At 40.3% G+C, this 12083-nt stretch carries 12 protein-coding genes; all 12 read left to right on the forward strand.

Going from position 1 to position 12083, the window contains the following annotated elements:
* Positions 1 to 152: 152 nt before the first annotated feature.
* The 12 genes from J7I96_RS23100 (at position 153) to prsW (ending at position 12056) form a co-directional block, all read left to right on the forward strand.
* Complete coding sequence (locus J7I96_RS23100) at positions 153 to 1217, forward strand: YpbB family protein (RefSeq protein ID WP_214772097.1); 1065 nt, start codon at positions 153 to 155, stop codon at positions 1215 to 1217.
* Positions 1217 to 2722, forward strand: a complete 1506-nt coding sequence (locus J7I96_RS23105; protein ID WP_214772095.1) for a RecQ family ATP-dependent DNA helicase — start codon at positions 1217 to 1219, stop codon at positions 2720 to 2722. Before J7I96_RS23100 ends, J7I96_RS23105 begins: the two co-directional genes overlap by 1 nt.
* Entirely contained in the window at positions 2712 to 3338 is a 627-nt protein-coding gene (locus J7I96_RS23110) for a CPBP family intramembrane glutamic endopeptidase (RefSeq protein ID WP_214772093.1), read from the forward strand. Before J7I96_RS23105 ends, J7I96_RS23110 begins: the two co-directional genes overlap by 11 nt.
* Complete coding sequence (locus J7I96_RS23115; RefSeq protein ID WP_214772091.1) at positions 3316 to 4170, forward strand: LysM peptidoglycan-binding domain-containing protein; 855 nt, start codon at positions 3316 to 3318, stop codon at positions 4168 to 4170. Before J7I96_RS23110 ends, J7I96_RS23115 begins: the two co-directional genes overlap by 23 nt.
* A 426-nt stretch (positions 4171 to 4596) precedes the next feature.
* Positions 4597 to 5055: a YpbF family protein gene (locus J7I96_RS23120; protein ID WP_034308074.1), complete on the forward strand. Its 459-nt coding sequence runs from the start codon at positions 4597 to 4599 to the stop codon at positions 5053 to 5055.
* A gap of 82 nt (positions 5056 to 5137) precedes the next feature.
* The gene (locus J7I96_RS23125) at positions 5138 to 5953 is read left to right on the forward strand and encodes a metallophosphoesterase (protein ID WP_214772090.1); all 816 of its coding nucleotides are present in this window, start codon (positions 5138 to 5140) and stop codon (positions 5951 to 5953) included.
* 97 nt (positions 5954 to 6050) lie between these two features.
* Positions 6051 to 6944, forward strand: coding sequence for a MerR family transcriptional regulator (locus J7I96_RS23130; RefSeq protein WP_251029227.1), 894 nt, complete (start codon positions 6051 to 6053; stop codon positions 6942 to 6944).
* 90 nt (positions 6945 to 7034) lie between these two features.
* Entirely contained in the window at positions 7035 to 7610 is a 576-nt protein-coding gene (locus tag J7I96_RS23135; protein ID WP_214772087.1) for a genetic competence negative regulator, read from the forward strand.
* A 269-nt stretch (positions 7611 to 7879) separates the two neighbouring features.
* A complete protein-coding gene (locus J7I96_RS23140; protein ID WP_053535610.1) occupies positions 7880 to 9157 on the forward strand; it encodes a Glu/Leu/Phe/Val family dehydrogenase in 1278 nt (425 codons plus the stop codon).
* Positions 9158 to 9310: 153 nt separating this feature from the next.
* Positions 9311 to 10279: a YpdA family putative bacillithiol disulfide reductase gene (locus J7I96_RS23145; protein WP_214772086.1), complete on the forward strand. Its 969-nt coding sequence runs from the start codon at positions 9311 to 9313 to the stop codon at positions 10277 to 10279.
* A 27-nt stretch (positions 10280 to 10306) separates the two neighbouring features.
* The gene (locus tag J7I96_RS23150; RefSeq protein WP_214772085.1) at positions 10307 to 11272 is read left to right on the forward strand and encodes an asparaginase; all 966 of its coding nucleotides are present in this window, start codon (positions 10307 to 10309) and stop codon (positions 11270 to 11272) included.
* 97 nt (positions 11273 to 11369) lie between these two features.
* Positions 11370 to 12056: a glutamic-type intramembrane protease PrsW gene (gene prsW / locus J7I96_RS23155; protein ID WP_214772084.1), complete on the forward strand. Its 687-nt coding sequence runs from the start codon at positions 11370 to 11372 to the stop codon at positions 12054 to 12056.
* Positions 12057 to 12083: the final 27 nt, after the last annotated feature.

Genomic DNA, 12083 nt, shown 5'->3' on the forward strand with positions numbered 1-12083 from the left:
AACGAAAAACATCGAAATAATTAACTTGGCCCTTTCCATGTTTCGTCATTTAGTCACATAATCTCCGTTGTATTCATCAATAATAACGGCGGTTTTTGCAGATTTTTGTTACAATGGGTTTATTGGTTAAATGAAACAAGGATGTGAGTCCCATGAATAATTATCTACAGGCAATCATTCTATATGCGATAAAAAAATTTCAAGGTGAGCGCTCCATTTATGCTATATACCATATGCTGCAGGGGAAGAAATCGTCACAAACTATCCAAGATGCCCACTTATTCGGGTTAACGGATATTTTTGGGACAATACCTCGATTTACCCGTCAGCAATTAAATCAAAACATTGAACATTCACTTAAGCATGAATTGATTAATTTAACGGATAAACCAGATGCATATGAAATTAGTTTGCAAGGTGAACGAATGTTGGACGATTACTTTAAAATTAATCCTTTTCCGGAATATTTAAATGGTTGGAAGTATCACAATATCACCCCTGTTTTCTGGGAAAGGTTAAACTTACTCATTCAAACCATATCCCATATTGTCCACAATGAAAGACGTTTTTATCCGATACAACGAAATCCCAAAATCCAATTCTTCGTAAAGGAATTTTTACATGCCAATCGTCAGGATCGAGCGTTGATTGCCCAACATCTATATGATGAACTGGTATCCCTTTTAGAAAATCAAAGTGATATGAAACGAGACATTTTCATTTTGAAATTGACCGGGATAAACAGGATTGGTCTAACGTTCGAACAGATTGCAAAAAGGAAAAAGGCGGAAGAAGAGTATGTTCGCTATACATTCCTTGACTCATTGCATCAAATGCTTGCAGAAATGGAAGCGGGTAGTGACTACCCTCTCTTATCCTCCTTAACCAATGATTGGAAAAGGAGTGGCAATCCTCATTTGACACAATCTACAAAGACTACTTTACGATTCATCCAGGAAGGGAAAAGCCTCGGTGAAATAGCTGAAATCCGCAGATTGAAAGTCAACACCATCGAAGATCACCTTGTAGAAATTGTTTTATCGGAAAAAGATTTTCCGATTTCCGATTATGTGACAATCGAGGATGAGAGGGAAATTGCTGAAGCGATTAAGGAACTTGGTACAAAAAAACTTAAAGCTATCAAGCAGATGGTCGATAATAAACAAATAAGCTTTTTCCAAATAAGACTTGTACTTGCGAAAATAGGTGAGAGATGATGAACATAGAACGAGTCCTCAAAGAAAAATTCGGTTTTGATGAATTCCGTCCAGGACAGAAGGAAGTGGTTGAATCATTGATGTCCGGCCGTCATACATTAGCGATGCTCCCGACCGGGTCAGGTAAATCATTATGTTATCAGCTGCCGGCTTATCTGGTAAATAAGACTGTCATAATTGTCTCCCCGTTATTATCTTTAATGCAGGATCAAGCGGATCAGCTGAAGATGAGCGGAGAAAAAAGTGTATTGACCCTTAACTCTTTTTTGACGCTTAATCAAAAAAGGAAAGCTTTCGATAGGTTACATAGTTATCGATTTATCTTTTTATCTCCCGAAATGCTTAGCATCGATGGTGTGATAAAATCCTTGAAATCCATAGAAATAGGTTTGTTCGTCATAGACGAAGCACACTGCATTTCACAATGGGGGTACGATTTCCGTCCGGATTATTTGAATTTAGGAGTAGTGAGGCGTGAACTGAATAATCCGTTGACGCTTGCCCTGACGGCAACTGCAACCCATGAGGTCCGGAGGGACATCGTTGTTAAACTTAACATTGGGCAGGTCGAGGAAATGGTCTCATCCGTTGATCGTGAAAATATTGCCATTATTATCGAGCGAATGTTCAGCTACGATGAGAAGCTAGCCCGTGTGCTGGAGCTTGTCAGGAAATTTACCGGAAGCGGAATTATTTATTTTTCCTCTAAAAAAGTGGCGGAATCAGTCGCGGGGTTTTTACAGGATAACGGGATCGATAGTGTCAATTATTATCACGGTGGAATGGAGCAGGAACAAAGGATGCTCATTCAGCAGCAATTCATTTCCGGCCAGTTGAAAATCATATGCGCAACAAGTGCTTTTGGAATGGGTGTGAATAAATCGGATGTCAGATATGTTATCCATTTTCATATCCCGTCCACGATGGAAGCATATCTTCAGGAGATTGGCAGGGCGGGGCGAGACCGAAAACAAAGTGTGGCTGTCTTATTATATAGCGAAGGGGATGAAGGGCTTCCCCTTCATTTGATGGAGCAACAGTTGCCTACGGATTCGCAAATCGATGGTGTATGTTCTTTCCTTAATCAATCACAAAAGAATCTGGCGAATTTGACCCCCTCAGAAAAAGAGCAGCTGTCGCAATCCTTTTCGTTGAACGAAATCCAGCTCCGTTTTTTTACCCAGTTTATTATGGGCAATAACCAGGATCAAGTGGCAGAGATGAAAGAGTATTGTCAAAAGAGGAAAACCAGTAATCAAGAAAAGCTGCATAAATTCCTTCACTGGATATATGCACAGGAATGTCGCCGTTCAGGGATACTGGACTATTTTGGAGAAAAGCATCGGGACGCTAACCCCATCTGCTGTGATATCTGTGGGATGGATGCCGAAAAAATGGCTGATGTATGGCCGGAAGTCAAGGTGGATCCGGCCAATTCCTTTTCCACTTGGAAAAAGGAATTGGCTAATATCTTACTAAAGAAGGAAAATGGCAATGAAAAATAAGCAAGCTGAATTAATTAAACAACTTACTAATAGACAGTTGCTATATAATTTGTTCCTTACACAAATTATTCTCTTAACGTTAGCCATCTTTTTAGGTATTATTTTATTTAAAGACCGTTCTGCTTTTTTCGACTTATTTATCTTTGATGACCTGAACATTTTGCTGATTGGTGTTCCTGCTGGGGTCATTGTCGTGTTAATTGACATATTGCTTATGAAAGTGACACCATCTTCCTATCAGGATGATGGCGGTATTAACGAACGCATTTTCAGTAATTTGTCATACCCGATGATATTTGTCGTAGCTTTAGTGGTAGCGATAGGTGAAGAAGTATTATTCCGTGGAGTGTTGCAAACACATTTTGGTTTGCTTCTTACGAGCCTCATTTTTGCTGCCGTTCACTATCGTTACCTTTTTAATTGGTTTTTATTTTTAAATGTATTGGTTTTGAGCTTCTTTATCGGGTTTCTATTTGAAATGACTAATAATATCATCGTGACGATTACGGCCCACTTTTTGATTGACTTTATCCTTGGTATTTTAATCAGGAACAAAAAGCAAAGAGGGTTTAGCAAGAAAGGGGGTGACTTGAATGAGCCGGGTGCAAAAGAATAAAAAAGAAAATGATCAGGCTGGTGAACTTCGATCGCGAATTGAACGCCAGAAGGCTAAGTCATCATTGCCCAAACGGAGCAAAGTCCACCGGAATAAAAAGAAAAAAAGTAAAGTGAAGATTAAACTTCCAATTATACAATTATTAGCGTTATTTTTCATTTTGCTTCCAATTGGATTTTACAGCCTTTATACATATCTTCAGGAAAGGCCTTTACCTGTTACTAAAAGTGACCAAGTCGTCTTAAAAGAGGAAGAGAAAGAATCGATTCCAACTACAGCAACGGCAGAGGACTTAAAGGAAAAAGAGTCGGCAAAGGCTAAAGCGGAGAAAGAAAAAGAAGAAGCAGAGGCTAAAGCCAAAGCCAAAGCCAAAGCGCAGCAGGAAGCTAAGGAAAAAGCCAAGGCAAAGCAAGAAGCTGAAGAAAAGGCTAAAGCGCAGCAAGAAGCTAAGGAAAAAGCCAAGGCAAAGCAAGAAGCTGAAGAAAAGGCTAAAGTGCAGCAAGAAGCTGAGGCTAAAGCCAAAGCACAGCAAGAAGCTGAGGAAAAGGCTAAAGTGCAGCGAGAAGCTGAGGCTAGGGCCAAAGCTCAGCAAGAAGCAGAGGAAAAGGCAAAGAAAGCAGCAGCAGAGAAGAAAAATGTACAAGCCGCTAAATCAGATAAAGAGGAATACAAAGTTGTCTTACATACTGTTCAAGGTCAAGAAACATTATTTCGCATTTCCATGAATTACTACAAATCACAGGAAGGGATTGCTCTGATCAGGGAGTGGAATGGGCTGAATGGAAATGAAATTTCCAAAGGTCAGGTATTGAAAATTCCAATCAAGAAATAATGATGGCACCTTTAGAAAAAATCAAGTTTTTAAATCCTTCTATTTCAAAACAAAAAAAGACTTTAGGCAACAGGAGTTCTACCTTAATGTTAAAGTAAAGTTGATTGGGACGGAAGGTACGGAACTCCTGCGGGAAAAGCGCGTCCAAGGGAGACCCCCGCATGCGGGCGCTGAGGAGGCTCCCGGACCGCCCGCGGAAAGCGAGTGCCTGAAGTGAAAATCAACATTCAAATTTTAAAAACCTAAAAAAGCTGGAGACAAACTCAATTATTATCGAGTTTCTCCAGTCTTACCCTGTCTTTATAGGCAGGGTATTTTTAATATTGTTCAACTTGGTTAAGTATGAAGGCAATCGTTACAGATACATTAACATTTTTTCCTCTGCTCTTTCATATCATGATTTGAAAGAGCAGAGGAGGAAATGCGATGGAATCGACAATCATTTTACTGGATGAGAAAACGGATCAAGCAACAAAACAAATGCTGCAAAATGTCGTGGATCGGAAGAAAAAATTCGAGGCACTTAAAAAGAAGCATCTTCAAAGCTTATGGGCAACCATGATTGTTGCTGTCCTTTTTATGATTTATCTTTATTTTTATATCGTTGTACCTTATTCCTATTCCTTTTTCAGTATGTTTAGTGTTTTCGTCGACCATTTTAGCCATTTCCTTTTTTTGGCGGCAGCGATTGGTCTATATGGATATATGGTTTTAATTAAAAAAAAGCTAGATAAAGCTGAAAAGGAGTTTCAACTGCTACGCTGTGAAATCATTAATAAAAGTAAGCAACTGTGGGAAAAAGAGGAAGAATGGAAAAATCGCCATAAGGTTTTTGAAATGATGAAGAAGAATTATGATATTAACTTATATCATGAAAATAAATGAATCATATTTAATTGCGGGTAATACCGTTTTATGGTTATATGGAAGTACGTTTGGATAAGGATGGAAAGAAGGTTTAACGAAGATGTTATGGTTATCTGGATTATTTTTAATCATCATCCTGCTGTCATTTGCCATGGTCTTTTACATGTGGCGTACGGCTATGCAAGATAGGGTGATTTCTCAAGACCTATATTTCAAAGACTTTCCTGAAGGCTTTGGCGATGTGCGGATTTTTTTTATATCCGATCTTCATCGGCGTATCGTTGCGGATAAGATGATTGAGGAAACACGTGACAAGGCAGATTTGGTGATAATCGGCGGTGACATTAGGGAAAGCGGGGTTCCCTTAGAACGTGTGGAAAAAAATATATTGAAACTAAAAGAACTTGGTCCCCTTTATTTTGTTTGGGGTAATAATGATTATGAAGGAGACTTCCATGAACTGGATGCGACTCTTTTGAAACATGGGGTGAAGATCCTTGATAATACAGCTGTTTCTTTTGAGTCTCAGAATGGCAGCAAAATCGCTCTTCTGGGCATTGATGATATATCGGAAGAACGTGATAGGCTTGACCTTGCCCTGTCGGATTGCGGGAATGAAGATTTCCGGATTTTGGTGAGCCATAATCCATTGGTCAAGAAACAGTTGACTCCGGAACACCATATTAGTCTTGTCCTGTCAGGTCACACCCATGGCGGGCAGATTCGCATATTCGGATTCGGGCCCTATCAGATCGGAAGCGTTAAAAAAGAGGGGGGATGTATATATATGACGAGTAATGGTTATGGTACAAGCGCAGTGCCTTTAAGGCTTGAAGCAAAGCCTGAAACGCACCTCTTCACCCTGAAAAGGGGGACAGACACTGAAATAGGAGAAGCTGTGGAAAAAACCTATTAGGCTGCTTTTAAGCGAGCATACCGGGATTTTACAGACCTTGAAGAATCCACTATAATTTCATCAAATGATCGTCAGTTATTGGAGGCCTTGTAAAACCATGCAAGAAGGTAAATATAATATAAAGGCAGTTTCAAAACTGCTGGACATTCAGTCGGGAACCCTTAGGGCTTGGGAAAGGCGCTATAAATTTATCGAACCTGTGAGGAATGAATCGGGGCACCGGCTGTATACTGAAAAACATCTGCAAATCCTTAAGTGGCTCATTACTAAAACAAAGCAAGGTTTTACAATAAGCCAAGCCGTGTCACTTCTCGAAAGTACTGGCACTCTAGCGCCTGGAGTTCCTGAAACGAACCGTAAGGATGGACAAGCGATTAAGTTATCGGATGAATTAATCGAAGCTTTATTGAATTTCAATGAAAATAAAGCCCATATGCTGATAAGCCAAGCGTTCAGTATGTATACAATCGAACAAACCATAGTGGATGTACTCGGTTCAATATTGGTTCAGATTGGAGATAAGTGGGAAAGGGGAGAAATTACTTCCGCTCATGAACACTTTGCTTCGAACATAATTAAATCCAGGATCAGTTCGGTTATGCATACAATTCCTACTAATGGTTTTCTTCCGAAAGCCCTTACCGTTTGTGCTCCCGGTGAAAAACATGAATTTGGACTATTAATCTTCACCATTTTTTTGAAGCGGAAAGGGTATGAAACCATTTATTTAGGAGAATCCATTGCTGATAAGGACCTTTTCACCGCTTTAAACATCATTAAGCCCTCTTACCTATTCATGTCATGTTCACTGAAAGAGAATCTTGCTGGAACATTTAAGCTGGTTGAAGCGTTAATGAAGGATTTTCCGGATTTGAAGGTGGGCATTGGCGGTGCGGCTATGAGCCTTATTTCTGAAGAAGACAGAACTGCCTTCGGCGGAGTCTTAATGGGGGACATGCAATCTAAATGGGAGGAGTGGCTGAAAGGTTAGGACGGCCGTATTAGGAGAAATAATGGATATGCACTCTAAGACCAAGGCTTCATATGATGTATGAAGATGGTAACCAGGGGGCATTTTTTTATGAAGCTGGAACGATTAACTAATAATAAAATCAAGATTTTTTTGACCCTTGATGATTTAATTGATAGAGGCATAACGAAAGAAGATATTTTAGGGAATTCCTTAAAGGTCCACAAGCTATTTCAGGATATGGTCGAAGAAGCGTGCGAAGAACTCAGCTTTAAAATGAGTGGCTCCATTGCAATCGAAATTTTCTCCTTGCCTGCACAAGGGTTGATAATCATTGTGACAAAGGAAGAAGAGGAACTATTGGCAGACGAAGAGGAATTTTTGGATTTACAGGTGAAAATTGATGATTTCCCCCATATTCTTTATGTTTTCGATGACTTTGAAGATATCGTCCAATTATCTCATAGATTATCTTTTCAAGGTTTGCTTGATAGTACCCTTTATCATTTTGAGGGTAGATACTATTTACTTATCGAAAATGTTAAAGACACGACATATGACACGGTCATATCTCTAGCGGCTGAGTATGGCCATGCATCTACATTGACACTCAGCCGCATCAATGAATATGGAACATGTATCATCGAAAATGAAGCGATACATGTTTTGCTCAAACATTTTAGCTGATGTAAAACAAAGAAGACAAGGCAGCCGCATTACCGTAAAAAAATGTGGTTTGCCTTTTTTATGTCAACTTTCGGCCGAACAAGATATACGGTAAAAGAGTAAGAAAGCAGTTGATATGATAACGTTTTCATTTTTAGAATATTTCCAACTTTTAATTTCCCATTTTTACTCTTGCATAAATGTAACGAAGGTGTATACTAGCACATGAAGAGGACTATTTGTACATTATAATTTTATATATGGATGAGATATTCTAGGAGGTACTTTTAATGGAATCGGCAAAAGGCAATAGCCAAGTTAATGAAGAAGAAAAACACGACGTACTGAGGTCAACCCAAACTGTAATACATAAAGCTTTGGATAAGCTGGGTTACCCGGAAGAAGTTTTTGAGCTCTTGAAGGAACCTTTGCGTTTATTGACGGTGAAGATACCGGTACGCATGGATGATGGATCGGTTAAAATTTTCACGGGTTACCGTGCGCAGCATAACGATGCTGTTGGGCCTACTAAAGGCGGTATCCGTTTTCACCCTAATGTAACGGAACGTGAAGTGAAGGCATTATCCATTTGGATGAGTTTGAAATGCGGCATCGTAGATTTGCCATACGGCGGGGGTAAAGGCGGAATCGTTTGTGATCCTCGTAATATGTCATTCCGTGAGCTTGAAAGGCTGAGCCGGGGCTACGTTCGCGCAATTAGCCAAATCGTGGGGCCGACTAAAGATATCCCGGCACCTGATGTATTTACAAATTCCCAAATCATGGCTTGGATGATGGATGAATACAGCCGTATGGATGAATTCAACTCGCCAGGATTCATTACGGGTAAGCCGCTAGTGCTTGGTGGTTCTCATGGCCGTGAATCAGCCACTGCTAAGGGTGTAACGATCTGTATCAATGAAGCTGCCAAGAAACGCGGCATCGATATTAAAGGGGCACGGGTCGTCATTCAAGGTTTTGGTAACGCAGGTAGTTTCTTAGCTAAGTTCATGCATGACGCAGGTGCTAAAGTCATTGGTATTTCAGATGCATACGGTGCACTCCATGATCCGGAGGGATTGGATATCGATTATCTTCTCGATCGGAGAGATAGTTTTGGAACCGTAACGAAATTGTTTAAAAGCACAATTTCAAATAAAGAACTGCTTGAATTGGAATGTGATATTTTAGTTCCGGCTGCAATCGAAAACCAAATCACTGAAGAAAATGCTGCGGATATCAAAGCATCGATCGTTGTCGAGGCAGCTAACGGACCTACAACAATTGAAGCGACACAAATCCTGACGGATCGCGGAATCCTTCTTGTTCCTGATGTGCTTGCTTCTGCTGGCGGTGTAACGGTTTCTTACTTCGAATGGGTACAAAATAATCAAGGGTATTACTGGTCTGAAGAAGAAGTGGACGAAAAGCTGGAAAAAATCCTTGTCAAATCTTTTAATAACATTTATGAACTTGCCCAATCAAGACGCGTTGATATGCGCCTAGCGGCATATATGATCGGCGTTAGAAAAATGGCTGAAGCTTCTCGCTTCCGTGGTTGGATCTAAAAGGATTCAAATCGGTTTTAATATATAGTTAACATCATGTTCATTGCTTTATCATTGAAAAGAATTGTAAAAACTCCTATCATGTATTGATAGGAGTTTTTATTTTTAGACGAACGTATCACATAGTGGATGGAAAGGCAGTGGAGAATAAAGATGAATGTTGAAGAAGTCATTATCATAGGTGGGGGCCCGTGTGGATTGGCTGCTGCGATCGCTCTTAAAGAAGTGGGAATACAGTCCCTGATCATTGAAAAAGGAAATGTGGTTGATTCCATTTACCGTTATCCGACACATCAAACATTTTTCAGTTCGAGTGAAAAACTGGAAATTGGTGATGTCGCTTTTATAATCGAAAATCGAAAACCGGTCCGCAATCAGGCGCTAGCCTATTATAGGGAGGTAGTCAGAAGGAAAGAATTGCGGGTCAATACATTTGAAAAAGTGGAAAAAGTGGAAAAAAGAGAAAATGGCAAGTTTTTAGTCAAGACATCGAAGGGGGACTATACAGCTCTGCATGTAATCATATCGACCGGATACTATGACCATCCTAACTATATGTGCATACCGGGCGAACAGCTCCCTAAAGTGTTTCATTACTTCAAGGAGGGCCATCCCTACTATAATTGTGATGTTGCAGTCATCGGTGGCAAAAACTCAAGTGTGGATGCAGCTTTGGAATTGGTCAAATCAGGAGCAAGGGTATCAGTCCTTTATAGAGGGTCGGATTACTCTCCAAGTATCAAACCTTGGATTCTTCCGGAATTCGAATCATTAGTCCGCAATGGAACGATCAAGATGGAATTTAATGCGAATGTCGATAGCATAACGGAAGACAGCGTGATTTATCATGTAGGTGATGAGGAAAAGGTCATTAAAAATGATTTTGTATTTGCAATGACTGGTTACCATCCTGACCATTCCTTTTTAGCTGCAATGGGCATAACTATTGATAAGGAGACTGGAAGGCCTGCATATAACGAGGAAACGATGGAAACGAACGTTAAAGGTCTTTATATTGCAGGAGTTCTGGCAGCCGGAAATAATGCGAACGAAATCTTCATCGAGAACGGCAGGTTTCATGGTGGATTGATTGCCTATCATTTGGCCGTTAAAGAAAAGTGAATGATATAAATGAGGAGCTGTGACCGTATGGGAAAAATTTCATTAATAACGACTGGTGGGACTATTGCCAGTAAAGAAACTGTGAATGGGATGTTGGCCTCTGGTGCATTGACTGGCCATGAGTTGGCATCTCTTTGCGAATTGCCCAGCGATATCGAGGTTAAAGTGGTTGATCTTTTCCAGATTTCAAGCATGTCCATGTCCTTTGAAAAAATGCAGCAGCTTAAATCAGCCATACAAAAGGAATTGGAGGATCCAGATGTTACGGGAATCGTCGTGACACACGGTACGGATACACTTGAAGAAACGGCATACTTCCTTGATGTAACGAGTAATGATCAACGTCCAATCGTATTAACCGGCTCCCAACGTTCTCCTCAAGAAGTGGGCACCGATGTATACTCCAATCTAAGGAATTCGATATTATGCGCTGCGAGTGATCTTATTAGGGATGTTGGGGTAGTGGTCGTTTTTAATGAGCGGATCTATTCAGCAAAGTATGTCAAAAAAGTTCATGCTTCCAATTTACAGGGATTCGAATCTTTTGGCTATGGATATTTGGGGATAATTGATAATGATGTCGTGAGCATCTATCAAAAACCTTTACATAGGGAGTGTTTTGATATTCAGAATCGCATCCCAAGGGTGGATATCATCAAGTGCCATACAGGAGCTGACGGCCTCTTTATTGATGCTGCGATCGCAAACGGTGCGAAAGGCATCGTGCTCGAGGGTGTAGGAAGGGGACAAGTCACCCCTATAATGGTAACCTCCATACAAGCTGCAATCGATAAAGGAATAACGATCATCATGACTACAAGTGCAGAAGAAGGAAAAGTATACCCAGCTTATGATTATGAAGGCAGCGCATTTGATCTAAAACAACGCGGTGTGATTTTAGGCGCTGATTATGATAGCAAGAAGGCACGAATAAAGTTAGCTGTCATGCTGGCAAGCGAAAACCCTATAGATGAGACCTTCTTTAAGTACTGAAGGATTAAATAAAATATGGAAGAGTTGATTCTTGGATTCAGTTTTTCTTCATTCCATGGTACGATTAAGGAAACGAAGATGAAAAGAGGGTCAGCTAATGCTGGTCATGTTGTCAGCGGCTATTGCGCCAGGATTGGCGCTATTGAGCTATTTCTATTTGAAAGATCAATATGAGACCGAACCGATATCGGTTGTGGTCAAAACATTTATATTCGGTGTTTTTCTTGTATTGCCGATTATGTTCATACAGTATGTGCTCGAAACCGAGCAAATCTTGAATACGGATTTAGCAAATGCTTTTTTATGGGCTGCACTGCTTGAGGAATTCTTCAAGTGGTTCATACTCATTTACGTTATTTATCAGCATGTGGCATTCGATGAGCCATATGATGGGATTGTCTACGGAGCTGCAGTCTCCCTTGGATTCGCCACAATGGAGAATATTTTGTACCTGCTGGCCAACGGGGTGGAACACGCTTTTCTAAGGGCCGTTCTCCCTGTATCCAGTCACGCTTTGTTCGGTGTGATCATGGGATATTATTTGGGCAAGGCGAAATTTTCGGCTTCGAATAATAGGGTCTATTTATTATTGGCATTGATCATACCAATTTCGTTACATGGGATTTACGATTATATTTTGGTTTCCCAAAAATTTTGGGTGTACTTTATTATGCCATTCATGATTTATCTATGGTGGTTAGGCATGAAAAAAGTAAAGAAAGCACGTTTGTTGTCTGACTTTCACGCAGAAAAACTTTCACACAATAACTACCTTAGCAAATGACGAATACTATCAAAAAACGGAGTGCTG

The organism is Bacillus sp. ISL-78 (assembly GCF_018613455.1).
Taxonomy (GTDB): domain Bacteria; phylum Bacillota; class Bacilli; order Bacillales; family DSM-1321; genus Peribacillus; species Peribacillus frigoritolerans.

Coding starts and splice junctions, on each gene's coding strand:
- J7I96_RS23100 (WP_214772097.1), top strand. CDS start 153: ATGAATAATTATCTACAGGCAATCATTCTATATGCGATAAAAAAATTT.
- J7I96_RS23105 (WP_214772095.1), top strand. CDS start 1,217: ATGAACATAGAACGAGTCCTCAAAGAAAAATTCGGTTTTGATGAATTC.
- J7I96_RS23110 (WP_214772093.1), top strand. CDS start 2,712: ATGAAAAATAAGCAAGCTGAATTAATTAAACAACTTACTAATAGACAG.
- J7I96_RS23115 (WP_214772091.1), top strand. CDS start 3,316: ATGAGCCGGGTGCAAAAGAATAAAAAAGAAAATGATCAGGCTGGTGAA.
- J7I96_RS23120 (WP_034308074.1), top strand. CDS start 4,597: ATGGAATCGACAATCATTTTACTGGATGAGAAAACGGATCAAGCAACA.
- J7I96_RS23125 (WP_214772090.1), top strand. CDS start 5,138: ATGTTATGGTTATCTGGATTATTTTTAATCATCATCCTGCTGTCATTT.
- J7I96_RS23130 (WP_251029227.1), top strand. CDS start 6,051: ATGCAAGAAGGTAAATATAATATAAAGGCAGTTTCAAAACTGCTGGAC.
- J7I96_RS23135 (WP_214772087.1), top strand. CDS start 7,035: ATGAAGCTGGAACGATTAACTAATAATAAAATCAAGATTTTTTTGACC.
- J7I96_RS23140 (WP_053535610.1), top strand. CDS start 7,880: ATGGAATCGGCAAAAGGCAATAGCCAAGTTAATGAAGAAGAAAAACAC.
- J7I96_RS23145 (WP_214772086.1), top strand. CDS start 9,311: ATGAATGTTGAAGAAGTCATTATCATAGGTGGGGGCCCGTGTGGATTG.
- J7I96_RS23150 (WP_214772085.1), top strand. CDS start 10,307: ATGGGAAAAATTTCATTAATAACGACTGGTGGGACTATTGCCAGTAAA.
- prsW (WP_214772084.1), top strand. CDS start 11,370: ATGCTGGTCATGTTGTCAGCGGCTATTGCGCCAGGATTGGCGCTATTG.